The sequence below is a fragment of the Levilactobacillus andaensis genome (assembly GCF_016861695.1).
Classification (GTDB): domain Bacteria; phylum Bacillota; class Bacilli; order Lactobacillales; family Lactobacillaceae; genus Levilactobacillus; species Levilactobacillus andaensis.
In genome coordinates this window covers 395726-417285 of record NZ_BOLP01000004.1, presented here as the reverse complement: position 1 = coordinate 417285, position 21560 = coordinate 395726, and the positions used below count along the sequence as shown (strand labels likewise).

The following is a 21560-nucleotide window of genomic DNA, read 5'->3' as shown; positions in this document are numbered from 1 at the left end:
GCGGTCGTAGCGCCTTCATCTTTTTTTAAGGGGGAGTCAACTTATGGAACAAACCAATTTTCAATTGAAAAAACAAGACGCCCAATCCCACGAATGGGATGCCCGCCTGCATCGGGCAACCCGCGCAACCCGTGAAGATTGGATTGGGCGCGGCATCAGCTACCTCTGTATCGGCGTGATTATCTTGGTGGTCGCGTCTATGCTTTGGTTCATTACCTCTAAGGGGATTGCCACGTTCACGCAGAACCATGTGAGTCTGTGGAAGTTCCTGTCAGGGACCAACTGGGCACCTGATCAGGGGAACATCGGGGCCTTACCAATGATCGTTGGGTCGTTTGCCGTGACTTTTGCCGCGGCCATCGTGGCGACACCGTTTGCGGTGGGGACGGCCATCTTCATGACGGAAATCTCACCTAACAAGGGCCGGAAAGTCTTACAACCCGTTATCGAGCTGTTGGTCGGAATTCCTTCCGTCGTTTACGGATTCATCGGTTTAGCCGTCGTTGTGCCATTCATGCGGCATTTAGTTGGTGGTTCCGGTTTCGGGATTATTTCGGCGACCTTCGTGCTCTTCGTCATGGTCTTACCGACGATTACCACGATGACGGTCGACAGTTTACGTGCCGTTCCGCGGCACTACAAGGAAGCGTCATTAGCTTTAGGGGCGACCCGTTGGCAAACTGTTTCGCGGGTGATCTTACGTTCCGCCACCCCCGGAATTTTGACCGCCGTTATCTTCGGGATGGCGCGGGCTTTCGGTGAAGCTTTGGCCGTTCAAATGGTCATTGGGAACGCGGCTATCATGCCCAAAAACCTGATTTCACCAGCCTCAACTCTGACCAGTCAGTTAACGACTGGAATTGGGGATACCATTGATGGGACGTTGCCTAACAACGCCCTCTGGTCCTTAGCGTTGATTCTGTTACTCATGTCATTATTCTTCAACGCACTGGTTCGATTCATCGCTAAGAGGGGGCAATTAAAGAATGGGCGCTAAACGTACAGATTTTATCGCAACGGTCATCATTGATTTAATTGTGGCCGCGGTGGTTGGTATTCTGGCCTTCCTATTGGCCTACATCTTAATTTCGGGATTGCCTCACGTGAGCTGGTCCTTCTTAACCGGAACGACCGATGCCTTTAGTGGTGCCGGTGGTATCGGCGTGCAACTCTTCAACTCCTTTTACCTATTGGTCCTGACAATGTTGATTTCCATCCCAATTTCTTTGGGTGCCGGCATCTATTTGGCGGAGTACGCAAAGGATAACTGGCGGACGAGTTTGATTCGCTCTGCAATTGAAGTTCTGAGCTCACTGCCATCCGTTGTCGTTGGGTTGTTTGGCTTCCTGTTGTTCGTGGTGAAGTTCAAGATTGGTTTCTCCGTAATCTCCGGGGCCATTGCGCTGACGTTCTTCAACTTACCGTTGTTAACGCGGAACATTGAAGAATCACTGAGTGCCGTTCCCCGTAACCAACGGGAAGCTGGATTGTCACTGGGCTTGTCCAAGTGGAAGACCGAAATCGGCATCATCTTGCCGGTAGCTCTGCCAGGAATTGTGACCGGGATTGTGTTGAGTGCTGGGCGGGTCTTTGGTGAAGCCGCTGCCTTAATCTACACGGCCGGTCAAAGTGCGCCCGTCACGAACTTTTCGGACTGGAACCCGATGGATCCGGCGAGTCCGCTGAACCCATTCCGGCCCGCCGAAACGTTGGCCGTTCACATCTGGAAGGTCAACACGGAAGGACTGGCCAGCAATGCGGCACAATTGTCCGCTGCCGCTTCGGCCGTGTTGATCATTGCCGTATTACTGTTCAACCTAGGTGCCCGGGTATTGGGGAACTTCCTCTACCGGCGCGTCACAGCCAGCAAGTAAGGAGGAACTGCCATGTTAAAACAATATTCATTTGAAAAAACTGCCGTGCAGACCTTCCCCGATAACGTGTCCTTAGCGATGCGGACGGAAAACTTGCAGGTCTTCTATGGTGCGAACCATGCGATGCACGATGCCGACTTGGGCTTTCCCAAGAACCAGATTACTGCGTTGATCGGAGCTTCTGGTTCCGGGAAGTCGACCTATCTGCGTTCGTTGAATCGAATGAACGATAACATTGCTACCGTGACCGGAAAAATCTGGTATCACGGGGTCGACATCAACGAACCGAACGTGAACATTTACGAGATTCGGCGCCACATCGGGATGGTCTTTCAACGACCTAACCCATTTGCCAAGTCGATTCGCGAAAACATCGTGTACGCGTTGAAGGCGAACGGTTTCAAGGGTAAAGCAGAATTAGAAGGACGGGTCGAAACGAGCTTGAAGGGGGCCGCTCTGTGGGACGAAGTCAAGGATAGCTTGGACAAGAGCGCCTTGGCATTATCTGGGGGCCAACAACAGCGGTTATGTATTGCCCGCTCGATTGCCATGGAACCCGACGTTTTACTTTTGGACGAACCTTGTAGCGCGTTAGACCCAATTTCAACGGTGAAGGTCGAAGAGACGCTGTTGGAATTACAAAAGAAGTATTCCATCATCATCGTGACCCACAACATGCAACAAGCGGCGCGGGTCAGCAGTCAGTGCGCGTTCTTCCATCTTGGCCACGTGATGGAGTACACGCCAACCGCCACGATGTTCAGTAACCCGCAGATCCCGGTAACCCAAGATTACATCTCCGGAAGCTTCGGGTAGTCGTTTTAAAATCAAGTACCATGAGGGAGTCGAGGCGTCATGCTCGGCTCCTTTTTACGTACAGCCACGCTAATTAACTTAGAAGATGCCAAAAATGGCACTGACAATCTCTGAAAATCAGATGATGTCAGTGCCATTTAAGTTGTAATGAGACAAGTGTTGGTCATCAGTTAAGCGGTATCAGCGGACTTCAACATGTGTCATAGCAGAGCACAATCAGAGCCGGAGGAGGACAGGAATGTAGCCAGCCGTGGTAATTTTATTGGCTGGCGAAGCTAGCCAATAAAATGGGCGACTTTTAAGACGCGTATTTTGCGGCTTAAAAGCGAGCGAGAAGCCTGGTGATCTTCCAGGCTGAAGCGTCCCCACAGCAGGCGGAATTCCTGGCAGCCGCAGGCGAACCAGTTTGCGCTAACCCTAATGGTGCATCTTGAATTCCAAGTAGCGGTCGTTGTAGAGTTCGACGATATTTGGTGCTAAGTCGCGGTAGACCTGCAGGTGGTCGACAGTCTTTTGATCTGGATAGAATTCTTGATCATCGCGCACCGACTTTGGCAACAACGCCTTGGCCTTCTTGTTCGGTGTGGCGTAACCGATGTATTCCGCATTTTGGGCGGCGTTTTTCGGTTCGCTCATGAAGTTCAGGAAGGCGTAGATGGCGTTGTAGTGCTGAGCCGTCTTGGGGATGACCAGGTTGTCGAACCACAGGTTGCTGCCTTCACGCGGCACAACGTAGTGGAGGTGACTATTGCCGGCCAGCATTTCGGCCGCCTCGCCGGACCAGTCCACGGCCAACGGTGCTTCGTCCTGAATCATGTACATCTTGATTTCATCGGCGACCACGGCTTTGACATTGGGCGCCAGCGTGTTCAAACGCTTTTCAGCGGCCAGTAACGTCTGCGGGTCGGTCGTGTTCATCGACTTGTGTAGCGTGACCAGCGACATGCCCATGATGTCTCTGGCCGAGTCAATTAGCATGATCTTGTCGCGGAACTTCGGTGACCATAAGTCGTCCCAGTGTTGGACCTCGCTGGCCTTGACCATTTTGTCGTTGTACACGATGCCCAGCGTCCCCCAGAAATAAGGCATGGAGTAGCGGTTGCCGCGGTCGAACGACTGGTTCAGAAATTGCTGGTCAAAGTTGCCCCAGCCGGTCAGTCGGCTCTTGTCCAGCGGCTGTAACAGGTGCGCGCGTTTCATCTTCGACACCATGTACTCGCTCGGCACAGCCAAGTCGTAGTGGGTGCCACCTTGATTGATCTTGGTGTACATCGCTTCGTTGCTGTCAAAGGTCTCGACATTCACGTGGTAACCCGTTTCCCTTTGAAACTTGGTCAGGAGGTTGGGGTCAATGTAGTCGCCCCAATTGTACAGGTTAAGCACTTTGCTACCGGTACTCCCACTGGATTTTTCCAGCGACTGGCTGGTGTAGGCCAAGAGTCCACAGACGGCGAGTAACCCGATGATTAAGCTGAGTAAACGTTTCATGAGGCCACCTCCCGCTTGCGGTGCTTACGTTTCTGGCTGGCCTGTTGAATCCAGTAATAACCGCCGACCAGTAACAGTGAGAAGAGGAACATGACGCCGGATAGCGCGTTGATCTCCAGGTTGATGCCTTGGCGGGCCCGGGAGTAAATTTCCACGGACAGCGTCGAAAAGCCGTTCCCGGTGACGAAGAAGGTGACCGCAAAGTCATCTAGCGAGTACGTCAGCGCCATGAAGAAGCCGGCAAAGATGCCGGGTGAAATGAAGGGGACGATGACCTGCGTCAAAAGTTGGCGGGTCGTTGCGCCCAGGTCTTCCGCGGCGTCCAGCATGGAAGAAGACATTTCACGGAGTCGGGGGAGCACCATCAGGACCACGATGGGAATCTCAAAGGCAATGTGGCTCATCAGAACCGACCCAAAGCCCAAAGGAATCTTTAGCATCGTGAAGAAAATCAGGAAGCTGGCCCCAATGATGACGTCGGGCGAGACCATCAGCACGTTGTTGAGCGTCAGGAGGGATTCGCGCGTCACCCGTTTGGTCGTTCGGTTGATCCCTAGCGCGCCCCACGTGCCAATCAAGGTCGCAATCAACGATGACAGCAGAGCGACTAACAGCGTGTTGGCAACGATGGCCAGCATCCGCGCGTCACTGAACAGCGTTTGGTAGTGGCGCCACGTGAAGCCATGGTAGTTGGTCATCGTTTCGCCCTGGCTAAAGGAGTAGACGATCAGAAAGACGATGGGGGCGTACAACACGGCAAAGACCAAAATCAGGTAGGCATTCGCTAATTTTTTACTCATCGTGGCGCGCCTCCCTTCGGTTTTTTATCGCCGGTCAAGGTCATGACGATGATCATCGCGACGATTAGGATGACCCCAATCGTGGAGCCCATGCCCCAATTCATGGTGGTCAAGAAATGTTCCTCAATCGCGGTCCCCAGCGTGATGACCTTGTTGCCGCCAATCAGACGGGTCAACATGAAGAGGGAGAGCGAGGGGATGAAAACGGCTTGTACGCCGGCCTTGACCCCGGGAAGCGTCAAGGGAAAAATGACGCGCCGGAACGTTTGCCAATTGCTGGCACCAAGGTCACGACTGGCATTGACGAAGGCCGGATTCAAATCGTCGATCGAGTTATAAATAGGCAAAATCATAAAGGGAATCTGAATGTAGGTTGCCACGAAGATGAAGCTGGCGTTGGTGAACAGAATCTGCTGCGGACCAATGCCGATGAAGGTCAAAAATTGATTGGCCAGGCCGGCCTGACTGAAGATACCGATGAAGGCGTAGGCCTTGAGCAAAATGTTGATCCACGTGGGCAAAATGACGAGTAGTAACCAGAATTGCCGATGCTTGAGCTGGTGTAAGAAATAGGCCGTGGGATAGCTGATGAGCCCGGTGAACAGGGTGATCAGAAACGCGTACCACACGGAGTTCAGTGTCATTTTAAGATAAGTTGCGGATTGAAAATAAGTGCTGTAATTTCCCAGCGTGAAGTGGTGGCCGAGGTCAAAGAACGATTGGTAAATGATCAGTGCGACCGGGGCGACGACAAATAGCGCCAGCCACAGGCCATAGGGGATGAAGTACAGCCAAGTTCTACGTTTCGTCACTGCTCTCATCCTCCTCCCCCTCGTAGGTTTCTAGGCGGGCGTCGAATTCGGCTTCTTTTTCGCCGAAACGCATGACGTGGAGGTCTTGTGGCCGGAAAGTAATGCCGACACTCTGACCGTCTTCGGCCGGGTTGACGGAATGAATCAGCCAGTCGTTGCCGAGGTCGTCGGTCGCCGCGATTTCGTAGTAGTCACCACGGAACAATTGGGTGTCGATGGTCACAACGAGTTTGGCGTTGGCGGGTTCCGTCAGCGTCAGGTCCTCGGGCCGAATCACGATTTCAACGGCTTCATTGGCGGGAATTCCGGCATCGGCGCATTCAAATTGGCGACCGCCGAAGGCCACTTGGAAGTCATCGAGCATTTTACCGGGTAAAATATTGCTTTCCCCAATGAAGTCGGCAACAAAATGGTTGATGGGCTCATCGTAAATATCGACGGGCGTACCACTCTGGAGAACTTCCCCCTGATTCATGACGAAAATCTCATCGCTCATGGCCAGGGCTTCTTCCTGGTCGTGGGTCACGAACAAAAAGGTAATGCCGAGCCGTTGCTGCAGGTCGCGCAGTTCGTACTGCATTTCGCGGCGCAGCTTAGCGTCCAAGGCGGACAGGGGTTCGTCGAGCAGCAAGACTTTCGGCTGCATGACGATGGCCCGGGCAATGGCGATCCGTTGTTGTTGGCCCCCGGACAGTGCGCTGATCTCACGGTCGCCATAGTCGGCGAGCTGAACCAACTTGAGGGCGTTGGCAACGCGGGTGGAGATTTCCTTTTTCGGGGTCTTTTTAAGCGTCAGCCCAAAGGCCACGTTTTCCGCCACGGTCAGGTGGGGGAACAGTGCGTAGTCTTGGAAGACGGTGTTGACGTTGCGCTTGTTGGCGGGAACGTCGTTGATCCGCTTGCCGGCGAACAGGACATCGCCGGTGGTTGCATCGGTAAAGCCAGCGATGGTCCGTAAAATGGTCGTTTTACCGCAGCCTGACGGTCCGAGCAGCGTGTAAAATTTGCCGGACTCTAGCGTAAGGTCAATATTCTTTAAAATGGTCGCGTCGCCATAACGTTTGGTGACGTGGTGAAGCGCGATGATAGGTTGAGTCATCAGGCTACCTCCTCTGGATAATAAATTTAGTTGTAAATTGGATTGATTTGGCTGGTCGCACTGCGGCTGCCAGGGATTCCGCCGGCCATGGGGAACGGTCACAGCCTGAGGTGCGGTCTGTGACCTCGCCTGAAAGCCGCGAAGTTCGTGCGTCTTTCAGGTCGTCCCACAATGTAAGCCGGGAAGGCCCTCCGCCTAACGTTGTCGACACGGCTGGCTACACCCCTGGCCGCCTCCGGCTAAGATTGTGCTCGCAATTTTACATATAGTGACCAGCACGTTCATTGTTTTTCTAGTGCTGGCACGGTTGATTTTTGTCAGGTCGCATTGAATTGCAACGAGTATCGGTCGACGATTGACAAGACGGATATTTTACAACCCAAAACGTAGCTGTATTTCCCATCGTAAAAGCCGAAAATTAGGCATCAATTTTCGCGAGTTTGAAATGCAACAGGACTTGTTGCAACTCCATTGATTATAGCGGGTTTAGCGGCAAAAGGAAATGAAAAAAGATGACGAACAGCGTAGATGATTAAGGCAGGAAATTAACTGTGAAAGGTTAGCAAATTAACTACGCCGAAAGGGAGCGATTTTTAAAAAAGTTATTGACCTCCAACCCAGTAAGATTAAAATCAAATTAGAACTTTATCTATTTTTAATGCAAGCAAGATTGAAGGGCGACAACGATGGGTGAAGAGCACGTGATTCAGGTATCAGAGTTAACCATGACATATCAGGTGAAGGAAAATCAGACGACGACTTTTCGCGACAGCTTGACTGCTATGCTTCACCCCCACTACCGCCAGATTCCGGCGTTAAAGGGAATTTCATTTCAAGTCGCCCGGGGTGATATTCTCGGGTACGTTGGGGAAAATGGCGCCGGCAAGTCAACGACCATCAAGTCCTTGCTGGGCATTCTCAAGCCGACCTCCGGAACGATTACGGTGTTAGGGCACGATCCCTTTACGCACCGCAAGGAAAATGCGCCCCGAATCGCGGCGTTGATGGGGCAGAAGTCCCAACTGTGGTGGGAACTGCCGCTGATGGACTCGTTCAAATTCTTACAGAAAATGTATGGCAACGTGGGGCCAACTGAGGACCAGTGGCTGACGACCATGATCGAGCGACTGGAAATGACCAGCTTTGTCCATCAAAGTGTACGCGAGTTATCTCTGGGCCAGCGCATGCGGGGGGAGTTTGTGGCGACCTTTTTACATCATCCCGAGTTGGTCTTCTTGGATGAGCCAACATTGGGATTGGATGTGCCGACGCGCAAACGGGTGTTGGACTTCTTGCTGGAAATTAATCAGCGCGAGCACACAACTATCGTCTTCACCTCGCACGAGATGGCAGACATTGAAAAGGTGGCTAACCGGCTCCTCCTATTAAATCACGGGACGATTGCCTATCGCGGCGATGTTCAGGACTTCGTCGGCCAGTACCGGACGCTACGGGACATTCAGGCGGCCGGCCACGTCGATCCGAGTCGAGTCCTGCAACCCGGCGTGACGATTTTTCGGCGCAATAAGGAGTCCGTGGAGTTCCTGGTGGATACCACCAAGGTCAACGACCAGCAGATGTTGACGCAACTCAGTCAACTGCCGGATGTGACCGGGGTTCAATTCTTGCCGGTCAACCTGGAAACAATTTTGGCGATTCGAGGTGAGCGGCATGACTAAGTCTCTGGGGCCGGCGTACCTGCGCGCCCAGTTCAAGCGGCAATCCTATTACCGGTTTAATACGGTGATGGCCGTGGGTGGGGCCTTTCTCGCCGCCATGGTGCAGTACTTCATCTGGCGGTCGGTCGCGCATACCAGTGCCAGCAGTGTCGAGCAAATTTCGACGTACGCGATTGTGGCAACGGCGTATGCTTTGCTGATTCCCACGACGACCGTGGCGAACCGCATCGGTAATCAGGTGCTCAAAGGGACCATTTCGTATCAACTGCTACGTCCTACGTCATTTTTTTCGTTGAATTTATGGACGCAGTTGGGAACGACCCTGTTCTTATTTCTGACGACGGCGGTGCCACTGAGCATTGCCTACGGGTGGTTATTTCACGTGCGGCTGATGTTGAATTCACCGGTGGCTGTACTGTCGGTCCTACTGTCGGCGGCGTTGGGCTACTTAATTGCCTATCAGATGGGCTTTCTGGTCGGTCTCATTGCCTTTCAAACGGTGAACATCGGTGGCTTTATTTCGCTGTATGAAGGAATCATGACCTTCTTTGGCGGCACGATTCTACCGATCAACATCTATCCGCAGATTCTGCAGCACATCGTGGCGGTCACGCCGTTTTACGCGATTCAATACGTGCCGTTGCGCGGACTGACGACTAATGGCGTGCGCCCACTGGACCTGTTGATTCAGGCGGGCTGGGTGCTAGTATTGGCACCGGTGATTGGCTGGTTCTTCCGAATTAATATTCAGAAGATCGACGTGGCGGGAGGCTAGGTATGAAAAAATTACTAAGGCTATACGGCGCTTTTTTCAAAATGGACGTTCGCCGGCTACAAATGTACCGCGCCAACCTGTTAGCCAGCAGTTTCGGCTACCTGATCGACAGTCTGGCCACGATTTTCACGGTGTGGTTGATCGTCCGGCAAACGGGCACGATTGGTGGCTGGAATCCGGCCAGCATTCTGGCCTTGTCGACGTATGCGCTATTCTTGATTGTGACGTGGGAATTTTTCTTCGTCAATACGCTGGAGATTCCAACGTTAATCAACAATGGCCAACTCGATATCTTCCTGACGCGGCCGGTGGGTGACCTGTACCAGTTCATCATTTTCGAGCTGGACGAGGAGTCTGTGTTTGAAATGGTCTTCTCGCTGATTCTATTTATAATCGCGGTGGCCTACGCACACGTTCAGGTGACGTGGTGGAGCGTGGTCCTGCTGATTCTGGGAACCGTGTCAGCGGAGATGGCGTTGGAAGCCATTTACCTCGCGATTTGTTCGACGGCCTTCTGGTTTCAATCCACGACGGGGCTGCAGCATATTGTCTACGATATTTTGCAGCTGACTCGCTATCCATTGACGCTGTACCCGAATCCAATCAAGGGAGCGCTGACCTTGCTACCATTTGGACTATACGGTTTTTATCCGCTGGACGTGTTTCTCTTTCACTCGACCAATTGGCCAGAGGTCATCTATGTGCTAGTGGCCGGGCCGGCGTTCTTGTGGCTGGCATACCAATTTGTGTGGCGCCGCGGTTTGAAGCACTATACGAGTTCGGCAGGATAGGAGTGATTAGATGAAGAAAAGTAAAGTAAAGTTGTTGTGAGTAGGGTGACTGGCGGTGGCAAGACGACTTTGGTTACGGTCCTGATGCAGGTTTTATCGGATTGTGCGGTGATTTCCTTTTATTGACGCCTTGCCGGCTGCACCAACGATTGACACACCGGTACTGAAAGTGGGGGATTAGCTTGGAAATGGGATTGAATCCGGATCAATTTGCCCTGATTCGCGCGGGCAGTAAGACCATTGAGATTCGGTTAAACGATGACAAACGGCGCGGCCTGCAGGTGGGTGATGTGATTACCTTTCGCAATGTGGCGGACGGGACGCAGCGACTGGTCAAACGGGTGAAGAGCCTACACCAGTTTGCGACCTTTGCCGCACTCTACAGTCAGTATTCGCCAGTCAGTGTGGGTAGCGCGCCAACGGCCGATGTTGCCCAGATGGTCGCCGACACGTATACCATTTACACCCCGGAACAGGAGCGCCGGTGGGGCGTGGTGGCGATTGAAATTTAGAAAAATTGGGATGAAAAAAGCCATGTTCGCGTTGAACATGGCTTTTGTGCGTTTAGATTAACTAAAGACGTATTTCCACAGAACGGTGGCCGCAATCGCACCGGCAATTGGTGCCACGATAGGAACCCAGGCGTAACCGAATTGTGAGCTACCCTTGTGTTCAAAGGGCCAGATGGCGTGGAGAATCCGGGGCGCAATGTCTCGTGCGGGGTTCAGAGCAGGGCCGGTGGCACCACCAAGGGAGACCACTAAACACATGACCAGGAAGCCCAGACCGATAAAGTCGGCCCGGGAGTCGACCTTGTCGGCGGTCATGGCAACGGCACCCAGAACCAGTAAGAAGGTCCCCAGAAATTCGTTGACGAACCCGTTGAGGCTACTGCCGGCAGCGTCAATCGTGGAAAAGGTCCCCAGAATGGCTTCGGCGTCGGTCGTGCGGTCGTAGTAAGGCTTGTAGGCGATAACGACGGCCAGTTGACCGACAAAGGCGCCCAGTAATTGAGCGATTATGTAAGGCAGAACTTCGTGCCAGGGAAAGTTACCAACGACGGCAGCGCCAATCGTCATGGCAGGATTAATTTGCGCGCCGGAAATGGTGGCAAACATCAAGGCCGGAATCATGACCCCAATCCCGTACCCAAAACCGATGAGGACCCAACCGCCTTGATACCCTTTGGTGCCCTTTAACTCAACGTTGGCAACGGAACCGTTACCTAGACCGACCATGATGGCTGTCCCAACAAATTCGGCAATACACCGAATAAATAATGAATAATGCATAATTTCAACTCCACTATAATTTCTGTCATTGTTAGTTTAGCCATCAGATAACTGGCAGGCCTAAAAAACAACAGTATTACAATCATACGCCACTAATAGCTTGTTTTCAGCAGTATTTTCAATTTAAGCCATAATTGATGGAAACTATCAGAAAATACTTGTAAATTAAAAGAGCCTGCCAGGTTTCGGCGGACTCTAGCAAAATCGAATTTAAAACCGTCGTTCCAAGACGAACGCACGGCCGTAGGTTTGAGGCGTAATCTGTAGAAAGTCGAGGGACTCGTAGAACTTGCGGGTCCGTTCCTCGGGGTCGGTGATGAGCACCGTCTGGCCGACATTTTGGTAGTGGTCGAGCATCTTTTTCATGAGGGTGGTCCCAACGTGCTGTTGCTGATGGGCCGGGTCCACGAGCAGGTCTTGGATGTACAAGATGGTGTGGCCATCCGTAACACCACGAATCAGGCCGACAAGGTGGTCGTCCACTGTCGCCCAGAGGACGGTGGAGTTGGCAAGCGCGTCCAGGGTATTCTGGGGATGCTGTAGGTAGGCGGACCAGTCAACACTGCGATACAGGTCCAAGATTTCTTGATTGGTGACGGCTGCGCTTTGCGTAAAACTATAGGTTATCATGGCGTTCTCCTTTAAAATTAGTTGAAATTTGGAGTGAGACGCCGGGCCCAACGTTTGACCATCTGAATGCCCCCTTAGTGACCAAGGTTCGTGGTTAAGTAACTACGAGATAGTCAGGTTAGGAATCATTATACGCCAAAATTAGGCTAATAGTCGGCGATTAGCCAGGTAAACGACGACAGTCACTGGTAACGTCAGTGCCATGACCGGGTAGAGCCACGTCCAGGGTAAGACGGACGTGATAATTCCGGCTAGCACCGGTCCGCCTGACATACCGATATCCACGCCAATGTAGAAGGTACTATTCGCTAAGCCACGGTCTGACAGGGGGACTAGGGTCAGCGCCTTAGCCTGGCAAATGGAGAACATTAGGCCATAACCGGCCGCGAAACCAAATGCGCCTAGCAACAACATAAACCAATTGGTTAAATCAGTGAGACCAATTATTCCCAACAGGTTAAATCCTAGACACAACCAGAAGAATTTTTTGAACGGAATGTGATCAAAGGCATCGCGTAACAGCAGTCGCATCACTAACAGGATAATCGCGTAAGCGGGAAAGAAAGCGCCCGCCGGTACGTCGAAGTGACAATGGGCAATATAGCTTACAATGTAGGTTTCTGTAGCGAAATAGGGTAATGAGATCAAAAGTAAAATTAGGGCTAAGGGAACGACTTTAGGCTGAACCAGTTGAAACTTTTTTGCTGTCGTTGACCGCGTGGCGTGGGGCTGGTTAGGAAGCCCCCGGTTGCCGACGAATTGAATGACAATCAACATTAAGACGCTAAATAAAGATGCGACCCAAAAGACGCTTTGATAGCTGTAATGTTGGTATAAGTAGACACTGAATGCTGGGCCCACAGCCATGCCAAGGGCGCTGGATAGTCCGTAAATGCCCATTCCAGAACCGATTCGGTCGGCGGGTAATAGATCTGCTATCCAGGTCGCCATGCAGACTGAACACAAGGTATAGCCAAGGCCACTAACCACGCGGAAAAACAGAATTAAAGCGACATTAGTGGTGAAAGTATAGCCTAGGCTGGCCACCAAAAGGGAAATACCGCCAATTAGAGTTAGGCTGTATTTAGAAATACGATCGGTTAAATTTCCCGCTAGCGGCCGTAATACGAGTGCGGTTAGGTTCATTGCGCCGGCAATCACTCCGGCTAAAATACTGCTGGCACCACTGTTTGCTGAAAAGCCAGCAATGACCGGATTGATCAACATTGGACTCATTAAATAAAAGAAACTTGATACTAAAACTAACATTACATCCTTACTATATAAGCGCGTGTGCACGCCAAATCATTTCCCTTCTAAGTTTGCGTTAGCGCGTCGAGCTAATGCTAAAAATTGGTGTTGCTCTGTGGCTGTGAAGCCGGCGAAGAGTTCTTCGCTCGTTCGCCAGCCATGCTCGCTCAACTGGTCATATTTGGTTGATCCGAGCGGTGTGACCACCACTAATTTTGACCGGCCATCTTGCGGATTAGCCGTTAAAGTGACGACTCCTAAGGCCACCATATGTTGGACGATCACCCGAGCCGTCTGATGAGTGATTCCCTGATAGTCTTTAAACATCGCAATTGTCTGGTTAGGATGTTCTGCGAAGTATTTTAGGGCATCACCTTGTCCGGTCGTCAAATTTAAATCTTGAATATGCAGATTTCGCCGTTGTTTGATTCTACGGGCCAACTGTAACAACTGCCGCGCAACCATGTCATCATCAATCATTTCATCACCTCATGATTAAAGTGTACAGCACACTGTACATTTTTGTAAGGCTTAATTTAAAATTCGGTGGGACCTATGATTTACAGGTCCTTAACAAAGAAAATTGACTCCCGGTCCGGAAAGTCATAGCGCACGGGGACAGCCGCACGCGGGATTTCTGCAAAGCCGTGCTTACGATAAAAGTGATGCGCGCGATGACAGGCTGCGGGCGTATCTAGCAAAATGTGCTGAAGCTTTCGCTGGTTTGCCGTGGCAATCAGCGTCGCAAATAGTTGATAAGAAACGCCGGCTGCCGTTCCACGATAATCTTGATGGACAAAGAATTTCTTGAGCACACCATACTGATTGTTTTCGACCAGCAAGCCAATGGTACCCACCACCTCGTCTTGGTCGTTGATGGCTAGCCAAAACCCACCTTGACCGTTCAAGTAGTGGGCGGGGATGTCTGCCATATCCGGCTGTTCTTCCAACGAGAGATCAACCTTGTTGTCATAATTTTGGAGATAGAGAATTAGGGCAATCACCTGATTGCGGTACTTCGGCGTGTAACTTCTGATTTTCAATGTAGGACTTCCTTTCCGTAGCGTGAAATTGACATTCACTTGATTGCTATTTATACTAATTCAAAATAATCATTCGGTCTAATTGAAACAATCAATATAATCATTCGATATTTTCGATGGGTTAAGGGTTAGAGAGGGGACAACATGGACATTAAGTATTTAAAAACGATTCGGGCCATTGCCGAGACGGGGAGCTTTCAGGCGGCAGCGAATCAATTGAACTACGCGCAGTCCACGGTGACGTTTCAGGTCAAGCAGCTAGAACACGAATTATCACTACAGTTATTTGAAAAGGTTGGCCGCAAAATGGTTTTTACGCCGGCTGGCAAGCAGATACTGCCAGATATCGAGCGGATTCTGGGAACGGTTGCCGAGATGAAAAATTACGGCAAATCTGACGCCGAATTGACGGGTAATCTGCGAATCGCGATTCCCGATACGCTGCTGACCTACCGCATGCAACCCCTTTTAAGGGCGTTCCATGACGCACTACCGGCTGTGCAGTTGTCGCTGCAGATGGCAAATTGTTTTACGATTCCCCAACGAGTGGCTGCGGGGACGGTTGACTTAGGGATTCATTACGATGTCACGGGCTATGCGAGTAGCCTGGCCGTGACACGGTTGGGGACGGTGCCATTGGTTCTGGTTGCCAGCTCACAGTTAGATCCGCGGACGTTAGATCTACAACGAAAACACCAGCAGATGACCTGCGCATTGATTACGGATGACCGCGAAAGTATTTATCATAAGCAATTTATGACGGCAATCGGTGAACGTGACATCGGGTTCAGCAACTTACTGGAAATTGGCAGTGTAGAAGCCGTTAAACAAAGCGTCATGAGTAATCTGGGCGTTGCCTACCTACCGCAGTTCGTTGTTCAGCCCGAACTGGATGCCGGCCAGCTACAGGTATTGCCGACTAACTTTGCTGACCAAACACTCACGGCGGTTTACGTGCAACGGAAGAGTCAGCGGCAGTCACAGGTGTTAAGCAAGTTCATTAGCGTTTTGGCAAGGTCGTTTGAGGTGGAATAGGATTATTGGTAAATGGCTCAAATCACACGTGAAATTTCTCAGTAGTCAAAATAAGGAGTGAGCTCGAATTTCAAGCTCACTCCTTATTATATGATTTTTTTGAAATTTTCAGCTCGAATGAACGAACAGTCCTTAATCCTAGTTACGCTTACGTCTGAAGCCGAGAGCGCCAGCCAGACTGAGTAAGAGAACCCCAAGTTGGGCAGTCCAACTAGTCGACTGCTCATTGGTTTGTGGCAACTTGGTGGCTGAAGTCGTACTATCCTTCAGTTGGTTTGCGTTGTGGCCAGTGATTGACTGATCGTTTTGTACTTGAGCTGGTCCGTTGGTCAGGTTGTTGCGATTATTCTGACGGTTCGAAACGTTAGCTGCTTCACCACCTAAGAGGGTTGAAGTAGTAGGCGTGATGCCGGTCTGAACGGATGGTGTCTTTGACGCGTGAACGCCATGAGTAGAGATGACCGGATTGTTAGTGGCAGCCTTTTTTGGAGGTCGAACCGTTGAGACTGGTTTGGTCGTTTTGGCCGGAGCGACTGGTTTCGTCGGAATCGTTGGCGTGCCACCATTGTCTGGCGTGGTTGTACCGGTATTAGTCTCAGAACCAGTATTGGTACTGGAACCACCAGTCGTTGGTGCCGCGGTGATGGTTAAGATGGCAGTTTGTGTAATCGGGTCGCCACCCGCTGGGTCCTGATACGTGTAAGTAACGGTGTAGGTCCCTGGTTTAGTTGAAGAATCAACCGTGACGAGATTACCAACCGTATCTGTAACGGCCACCTTTAAGGATTTATCAGCTAAGGCGGTTGCCGGAACAATAGTTGTTCCATTAGCAGTCGTAATGTTAGTCAGGTTCCCGACTGGATTCCAGGTAGTCCCAGCAGTTACCGTGGTCGTTGGTTGAATGACGGTCATAGATGCTTGGCCGGCCACTTGAACGGTTACGGTATTGGTTAGTGTTTTGCCACTAGCCGTGTACGTATAAGTGAGCGGGTAAGAGCCAACCTTGTTATAGGACACTGAAGATGTGACTAGGTTACCATCGGCGTCTGTGATAGCTAATGATCCGTCAGCTAAAGCTGTGGTAACGTCAACGCTATTTCCTTGAGCATCTTTTAATCCTGAAATGACTGAGCTAGGATTCCAAGCGGTGCCAGGAGTTAACGGCGCGGTTGGTTGTGTGATGGTCATGTCGGTCTGATCAGTTACCTGTGGCGTAGTGACTTGAACGGTCACAGTCCGAGTCAACGTTTTCCCGTCAACCGTGTACGTATAAGTGAACGGGTAGGAGCCGGCTTTGTCATAGGCGACTGAAGATGTGACGAGATTGCCGTCACCGTCTGTGATAGTTAATACACCATCGGTCAGTGCCTTAGTAACGTCTACACTATTCCCCTGAGTATCCTTCAAGGTAACTGCTGAACTAGGATTCCAAGTAGTCCCAGGAGTTAACGGTGTCGTTGGTTGTTCGACGGTCATGTTAGACTGATCGGTTACCTGGGGCATAGCGACTTGAATGGTCACAGTCTTAGTCACCGTTTTACCATCAGCAGTATACGTATAAGTGAGTGGGTAGGAGCCAGCTTGGTCATAGATGATTGAAGATGAGACGAGATTACCGTTGCCGTCTTCAATGGTTAACGTACCATCGGCCAGTGCCTTAGTAACATCGACATCGTTTCCTTGAGCATCCTTCAGCTCTGAAACAATTGAGCTAGGATTCCAAGTCGTTCCGGGAGTTAACGGCGTCGTTGGTTGCGTGACGGTCATGTCAGTCTGATCAGTTACCTGTGGCGTAGTGACTTGAACGGTTACAGTCTTAGTCACCGTTTTGCCATCAGCAGTATACGTATAAGTGAGTGGGTAGGAGCCCGCTTGGTCATAGATGATTGAAGATGAGACGAGATTACCGTTGCTGTCTTCAATGGTTAACGTGCCATCAGCTAAGGCTTTGGCAACATCGACATCGTTTCCTTGAGCATCCTTCAACTCTGAAATAGCTGAGCTAGGATTCCAGGTGGTGCCAGGCGCTAGTGGCGTCGCTGGTTGCGTAACACTCATATCAGCCTTACTGATGACTTGAACGGTCACGGCCTTGGTCAACGTCTTACCGTCGGCGGTATACGTATAAATAAGTGGGTAGGTTCCCGCTTTACTATAGGATACCGAGGATGCTACAGGATTACCATCGCCATCCTCGATTGTCAACGTGCCATCAGCTAATGCTTTCGCAACGTCAATGTCGTTTCCTTGTGCGTCTTTTAACTCTGAAACGACCGAACTAGGCTTCCAAGTGGCACCGGGAATTAGTGGGTCTACTGGCTGTGTGACGGTTAGAGCGGCTTGGTTTGCAGTTACTTGAACCGTCATATTTTTAGTCAGCGTTGGCCCACCAGACTTATCTTTGTAGGTATAGGTGATAGGGTATGACCCAACTGTGTCATAGCGTGTGGCGGACGTCATCAAGTTGTTATTGCTGTCTGTAATGGTCAATGTACCATCGGCTAGTGCCGTAGCAACATCAATATCATTTCCGTCAGCGTCTTTCAGTGTTGTAATGGCTGAGCTGGGATTCCAAGTAGTACCAGCGGTTAATGAGGTCGTTGGTTGAACAGTCATGACAGCATTACTAGTGACGTCGACCGTCACGATACTAGTCGTCTGCTTACCATTAGCAGTATACGTATAAGTAAGGGGGTATGAGCCAACCGTGTTATAGGACGTTGGGGCAGACTGACCGTTGCTATCGGTAATCGTTAGGGACCCATCGGCCAATGCTTTGACCACATCAACGCTATTCCCCTGCGCATCTGTCAAGCCAGTAACGACTGAACTGGGATTCCAAACGGTGCCAGGAGTTAATGAAACTGTTGACTGTGTGAGTGCCATGGTGGCCTGACTATCTACGTTAACGGTCACTTTTTCAGTTAGATCTGGTCCGCCAGACTTGTCCTTGTAAGTGTAGGTGAGCGTGTATGAACCAAGCGTATCATAGGAGGTTGGTGCGGGGTTGCCGTTGCTATCTAAAATGGTTAATGAACCATCAGCCAGTGCTTGGGTAATGTCAACGTCTTGACCCTGCGCATCCGTTAGGGTTGAAATAGCTGAGCTGGGTGTCCAAGTGGTGTCAGCAGTTAACGAAGTCGTTGGCTGAACGGTCATGGCAGCTTCACTAGCTATTTGAACAGTCACAGTGTCAGTCAGCGTTTTACCGTTGGCAGTATACGTATAAGAGAGCGGATACGAACCAACCCGATCATAGGACGTTGAGGCGGGGTTGCCATCGATATCGGTAATGGTTAATGTGCCATCGGTTAATGCCTTAGCAACGTCAACGTTATTGCCCTGAGCATCTGTCAGCGTTGTGACGAGGGTGCTAGGTGTGAACCCAGGTGCCAGTGGCGTCATTGGCTGTGCAACGGTTATAGCGGCTTGAGTCGTGACGTCAACTACCACGGTTTCGGTCAGGGTCGGTCCACCAGACTTATCAGTATAGGTGTAGGTGAGGAGGTACGAACCAACCGTGTCATAGGACGTTGGGGCTGGATTACCCTCGCTGTCGGTAATGGTTAACGTGCCATCAGCTAGGGCCGTGGCAACGTCAACGTCCTTGCCCTGCGCATCCTTTAGGGCTGAAATAGCTGAACTGGGTGTCCAAGTGGTGTCAGCAGTTAACGAAGGCGTTGGTTGAACGGCCATGGCTGCTTGACTGGTGACTTGGACGGTCGCGGTATCGGTCAACGTCTTGCCACCGGAGGTATACGTATAAATGAACGGGTAGGACCCAACTTTGTCATAAGCCACTGGGGATGTGACGGAATTACCGTTGCTATCGGTGATTGTTAGCGATCCATCGGCTAATGCTGTCGCAACGTCGACGCTTTGTCCTTGGGCGTCTGTCAGGCTGCCAGTAATGGCTGAGCTAGGGTCCCAAGTGGTACCAGGAACTAGTGAATCTGCTGGTGACGTGACGGTCATGGCTGCTAAATTAGCCTTGACGTGAATCGTTGCAGTTGCGGGCGTTGTGTTTCCTTGAATGTCCGAATAAGAATAGTTAATAGCGTAGGTTCCAGCCGTTTGTAGCGCTTTTTCATCAACCACCGCATTGTTGCTGGTATCCGTAATCGTGTAGGACAATGAACCGAGAGTTTTGGCTGTGTTGCCGTTAATAGCGTCGTCAACGGCTAAAGCACTCCCATCCGGCGACGTCCCAGTTAGGGTATCTGCTGGATCCCATTTCTTCCCGGCAGTTATGGTTAAACCTTGGGGAATTAAGGCGGTCTTGATTGGATCTAATGTAACGGTATACGTGTTGCCGGGAGCACTGCTGGTGTCACTTGAAACCTCAAGTGTGGTTGGCGTGAACGTCATCTCTTGAGTCGGAGTGCCGGGCGTATTAGTTGTGGTAGAAGTAATTGAAATTGAGCCTCCCCAATAGTTCTGATTGGTCAGGGGGGCAGCAGTGCCAGAATTAGTCGCAGTGGTTGCGGCCAAACTAGAAATGGTGTCCGTTAATCCGGTGCGTTCATAGGTGGTGCCGTCTTGGGCCGTCACCGTGAAGCGCTTGATTAGGGCCCCAGTGGCATCTACCACGTTATAGGTGTCAGTTACGGGGACATGTATATAGGTAAGGGTATGTGCCCAAGTAGTCGTTACACCATCCAAGTTTGGAATTTCGCCTACCATATACTCATCGGGTGCATTAGTGATGAGGTCACTCGTTGCAATCGATGCATAGCCGCCAAGTTTGGGATTTAACGCGCCATAATGGTTAGCCCCGGCAAATAAAATATCATAGCTTTTGGCAGACGCAATGTATTCGGCCATGGTTGTGGCAGTACCTTTTGGAGCGTTGATTTGGACGGGGGGCAAGGCACCATTTGCATCGGTTCCGGTGGAAATGGGTAAGTGTAAGGTGGGTTGATGAAGTTGAGAAGGGGTGGTACTAGGAACCGTGACAATGTTTGCCCCGTCATTTGGTCTGAAGTAATAAACTTGGCGGTTGGTACCATCGTTGGTGAGACCTAAGCTAGCAACGGTAATCTTATTGATATCGTATACGTGTTGCTGGACGCCCTCTGCGTCTGGTAACGTATATTTCTGCATGTCGGCGACGTAAGTATCGGCGGCCGTCTGAAATTCCTGGACATCACCAGAAATATGTTGAGGCAAAATGACGTAGAACCCAAACAGTTGAATACCTAATTCGTAGGGCTGAATAGTCGTGATACCGTTACGTGTGTAGTTTGTGACAACGTAGGGGTAAACGTTGGCCGAAGCTTTGGCATTGTAGAGAACATACTTACCCTTGGCGATGATGTAAAAGTTATTGATAAAAGGGGCATCTGGAAGTTTGGGGGCAGTTATTGCTGTATCCGTAGTGGTATCTGTATCTGTAGCTGTATCGGTCATCGATTCGGCGACGGGGGAGACCGCAGTGTGCTTTAGAGATGTAGGGGCAAGGCGAGCTTGCATCAACTGATTGACTGACTTCTTGGCAGCCAATCCGCTAGTCGCTAACACTGCGGTTTGATTGGTCGTTGATGCAGTCTTTTCCGCGGTGACTGTTTTTGGAGAAATGTTGGTTGGATTGTCAGTAGCGGTGGCAGTGACATCATTGTTTACAGAACTAGTATTGGCGCTGGGTACACTTGACGTTGATTCTTGTGAGGAACCACTCTTGATAGAGGATGAATTTTCTTCACTAGTTGTGTTGTTGTCAGTGCTATTCGTTTCGTTGGCGCTGCTGGACTGTGTGACATTACGATCCGTCTCGGTCGTATCGTTACTAGATGTAGTAGTCGTTGAGTCGCTGGTTGATGAGGCAGAACTGGAAGAAAGTGTCGCGGTGTGAGCTGGCGTGCTGCTAATGTCAGCGGTTGCAGAACTTTCTGAGGAACTACCTTCATCGTTAGTATTCGCGCTAGCTGGTTGGGTAACCGCCAAACCAGCTACCAAGGTTACCGTAGCTAAAGTGCCAACTAGCCAAAATTTACCGGCCTTGTAGAGCTTGTAATGGACTTTGGTCGTGGTTGGTGTGTGTGTTTGATTCATAAAGGGGGCTCCTATCCATACACATTGGCCGTGGCAGGGGGATGTGGAAATAAACCCGAAGAAGCGGACGCGGTCGCGTGTTTCATTAATAAATCAATAATAACATAAAACAGTTATATGGAAT

Annotated in this window: 18 protein-coding genes; 8 read left to right on the top strand and 10 right to left on the bottom strand. The window is 50.8% G+C overall.

Annotation, left to right across the window (positions count from 1 at the left end):
- Nucleotides 1–43 precede the first annotated feature (43 nt).
- From pstC to pstB, 3 genes are read left to right on the top strand one after another with little or no spacing between them, the layout of a single operon-like run.
- Nucleotides 44–997 carry a phosphate ABC transporter permease subunit PstC gene (gene pstC, locus JUF10_RS04480; protein WP_203641039.1) on the top strand — a complete coding sequence of 318 codons (954 nt, stop codon included), beginning with the start codon at nt 44–46 and terminating at the stop codon, nt 995–997.
- Nucleotides 987–1874, top strand: coding sequence for a phosphate ABC transporter permease PstA (gene pstA, locus JUF10_RS04475; protein ID WP_203641038.1), 888 nt, complete (start codon nt 987–989; stop codon nt 1872–1874). Before pstC ends, pstA begins: the two co-directional genes overlap by 11 nt.
- Nucleotides 1875–1886: 12 nt before the next feature.
- Complete coding sequence (pstB, locus tag JUF10_RS04470; RefSeq protein WP_203641037.1) at nt 1887–2690, top strand: phosphate ABC transporter ATP-binding protein PstB; 804 nt, start codon at nt 1887–1889, stop codon at nt 2688–2690.
- 417 nt (nt 2691–3107) lie between these two features.
- On the opposite strand, the gene JUF10_RS04465 is transcribed toward pstB, so the two are convergent.
- From JUF10_RS04465 to JUF10_RS04450, 4 genes are read right to left on the bottom strand one after another with little or no spacing between them, the layout of a single operon-like run.
- Nucleotides 3108–4178, bottom strand: a complete 1071-nt coding sequence (locus JUF10_RS04465) for an ABC transporter substrate-binding protein (RefSeq protein WP_203641036.1) — start codon at nt 4176–4178, stop codon at nt 3108–3110.
- Nucleotides 4175–4978, bottom strand: a complete 804-nt coding sequence (locus JUF10_RS04460) for an ABC transporter permease (protein ID WP_203641035.1) — start codon at nt 4976–4978, stop codon at nt 4175–4177. Before JUF10_RS04460 ends, JUF10_RS04465 begins: the two co-directional genes overlap by 4 nt.
- Nucleotides 4975–5799, bottom strand: a complete 825-nt coding sequence (locus JUF10_RS04455) for an ABC transporter permease (RefSeq protein ID WP_203641034.1) — start codon at nt 5797–5799, stop codon at nt 4975–4977. Before JUF10_RS04455 ends, JUF10_RS04460 begins: the two co-directional genes overlap by 4 nt.
- Nucleotides 5777–6889: an ABC transporter ATP-binding protein gene (locus tag JUF10_RS04450; RefSeq protein ID WP_203641033.1), complete on the bottom strand. Its 1113-nt coding sequence runs from the start codon at nt 6887–6889 to the stop codon at nt 5777–5779. The genes JUF10_RS04455 and JUF10_RS04450 overlap by 23 nt, the downstream gene beginning before the upstream one ends.
- 686 nt (nt 6890–7575) lie before the next feature.
- On the opposite strand from JUF10_RS04450, the gene JUF10_RS04445 reads away from it, so the two are divergent.
- The 4 genes from JUF10_RS04445 (at nt 7576) to JUF10_RS04430 (ending at nt 10646) form a co-directional block, all read left to right on the top strand.
- On the top strand, nt 7576–8568 hold the full coding sequence (locus JUF10_RS04445) for an ABC transporter ATP-binding protein (RefSeq protein ID WP_203641032.1): 993 nt from the start codon (nt 7576–7578) through the stop codon (nt 8566–8568).
- Nucleotides 8561–9343, top strand: a complete 783-nt coding sequence (locus JUF10_RS04440; protein ID WP_203641031.1) for an ABC transporter permease — start codon at nt 8561–8563, stop codon at nt 9341–9343. The genes JUF10_RS04445 and JUF10_RS04440 overlap by 8 nt, the downstream gene beginning before the upstream one ends.
- A gap of 2 nt (nt 9344–9345) precedes the next feature.
- On the top strand, nt 9346–10134 hold the full coding sequence (locus tag JUF10_RS04435; protein WP_203641030.1) for an ABC transporter permease: 789 nt from the start codon (nt 9346–9348) through the stop codon (nt 10132–10134).
- Nucleotides 10135–10316: 182 nt separating this feature from the next.
- Nucleotides 10317–10646, top strand: a complete 330-nt coding sequence (locus JUF10_RS04430) for an ASCH domain-containing protein (RefSeq protein ID WP_203641029.1) — start codon at nt 10317–10319, stop codon at nt 10644–10646.
- A 57-nt stretch (nt 10647–10703) separates the two neighbouring features.
- On the opposite strand, the gene JUF10_RS04425 is transcribed toward JUF10_RS04430, so the two are convergent.
- The 5 genes from JUF10_RS04425 to JUF10_RS04405 all read right to left on the bottom strand — a co-directional run bounded on the left by JUF10_RS04425 (nt 10704) and on the right by JUF10_RS04405 (nt 14350).
- Entirely contained in the window at nt 10704–11426 is a 723-nt protein-coding gene (locus JUF10_RS04425; protein ID WP_203641028.1) for an MIP/aquaporin family protein, read from the bottom strand.
- 210 nt (nt 11427–11636) lie between these two features.
- Nucleotides 11637–12056: a GNAT family N-acetyltransferase gene (locus JUF10_RS04420; RefSeq protein WP_203641027.1), complete on the bottom strand. Its 420-nt coding sequence runs from the start codon at nt 12054–12056 to the stop codon at nt 11637–11639.
- A 141-nt stretch (nt 12057–12197) separates the two neighbouring features.
- The gene (locus JUF10_RS04415) at nt 12198–13355 is read right to left on the bottom strand and encodes an MFS transporter (protein ID WP_203641026.1); all 1158 of its coding nucleotides are present in this window, start codon (nt 13353–13355) and stop codon (nt 12198–12200) included.
- A gap of 6 nt (nt 13356–13361) precedes the next feature.
- Complete coding sequence (locus JUF10_RS04410) at nt 13362–13787, bottom strand: MarR family winged helix-turn-helix transcriptional regulator (RefSeq protein WP_203641025.1); 426 nt, start codon at nt 13785–13787, stop codon at nt 13362–13364.
- An 80-nt stretch (nt 13788–13867) separates the two neighbouring features.
- Nucleotides 13868–14350, bottom strand: coding sequence for a GNAT family N-acetyltransferase (locus JUF10_RS04405; protein WP_203641024.1), 483 nt, complete (start codon nt 14348–14350; stop codon nt 13868–13870).
- A gap of 144 nt (nt 14351–14494) precedes the next feature.
- On the opposite strand from JUF10_RS04405, the gene JUF10_RS04400 reads away from it, so the two are divergent.
- Nucleotides 14495–15385 carry a LysR family transcriptional regulator gene (locus JUF10_RS04400; RefSeq protein ID WP_203641023.1) on the top strand — a complete coding sequence of 297 codons (891 nt, stop codon included), beginning with the start codon at nt 14495–14497 and terminating at the stop codon, nt 15383–15385.
- A gap of 138 nt (nt 15386–15523) precedes the next feature.
- On the opposite strand, the gene JUF10_RS04395 is transcribed toward JUF10_RS04400, so the two are convergent.
- Nucleotides 15524–21436 (bottom strand): LPXTG cell wall anchor domain-containing protein, encoded by a 5913-nt coding sequence (locus JUF10_RS04395; protein ID WP_203641022.1) that lies wholly within the window; start codon nt 21434–21436, stop codon nt 15524–15526.
- Nucleotides 21437–21560 lie beyond the last annotated feature (124 nt).

Excerpts from the sequence above, each read along its gene's own strand:
- JUF10_RS04450 (WP_203641033.1), bottom strand. The coding sequence starts at position 6,889 with ATGACTCAACCTATCATCGCGCTTCACCACGTCACCAAACGTTATGGC.
- JUF10_RS04395 (WP_203641022.1), bottom strand. The coding sequence starts at position 21,436 with ATGAATCAAACACACACACCAACCACGACCAAAGTCCATTACAAGCTC.
- JUF10_RS04455 (WP_203641034.1), bottom strand. The coding sequence starts at position 5,799 with ATGAGAGCAGTGACGAAACGTAGAACTTGGCTGTACTTCATCCCCTAT.
- JUF10_RS04425 (WP_203641028.1), bottom strand. The coding sequence starts at position 11,426 with ATGCATTATTCATTATTTATTCGGTGTATTGCCGAATTTGTTGGGACA.
- JUF10_RS04465 (WP_203641036.1), bottom strand. The coding sequence starts at position 4,178 with ATGAAACGTTTACTCAGCTTAATCATCGGGTTACTCGCCGTCTGTGGA.
- JUF10_RS04420 (WP_203641027.1), bottom strand. The coding sequence starts at position 12,056 with ATGATAACCTATAGTTTTACGCAAAGCGCAGCCGTCACCAATCAAGAA.
- pstA (WP_203641038.1), top strand. The coding sequence starts at position 987 with ATGGGCGCTAAACGTACAGATTTTATCGCAACGGTCATCATTGATTTA.
- JUF10_RS04445 (WP_203641032.1), top strand. The coding sequence starts at position 7,576 with ATGGGTGAAGAGCACGTGATTCAGGTATCAGAGTTAACCATGACATAT.
- JUF10_RS04440 (WP_203641031.1), top strand. The coding sequence starts at position 8,561 with ATGACTAAGTCTCTGGGGCCGGCGTACCTGCGCGCCCAGTTCAAGCGG.
- JUF10_RS04410 (WP_203641025.1), bottom strand. The coding sequence starts at position 13,787 with ATGATTGATGATGACATGGTTGCGCGGCAGTTGTTACAGTTGGCCCGT.
- JUF10_RS04435 (WP_203641030.1), top strand. The coding sequence starts at position 9,346 with ATGAAAAAATTACTAAGGCTATACGGCGCTTTTTTCAAAATGGACGTT.
- JUF10_RS04400 (WP_203641023.1), top strand. The coding sequence starts at position 14,495 with ATGGACATTAAGTATTTAAAAACGATTCGGGCCATTGCCGAGACGGGG.
- pstB (WP_203641037.1), top strand. The coding sequence starts at position 1,887 with ATGTTAAAACAATATTCATTTGAAAAAACTGCCGTGCAGACCTTCCCC.
- pstC (WP_203641039.1), top strand. The coding sequence starts at position 44 with ATGGAACAAACCAATTTTCAATTGAAAAAACAAGACGCCCAATCCCAC.
- JUF10_RS04460 (WP_203641035.1), bottom strand. The coding sequence starts at position 4,978 with ATGAGTAAAAAATTAGCGAATGCCTACCTGATTTTGGTCTTTGCCGTG.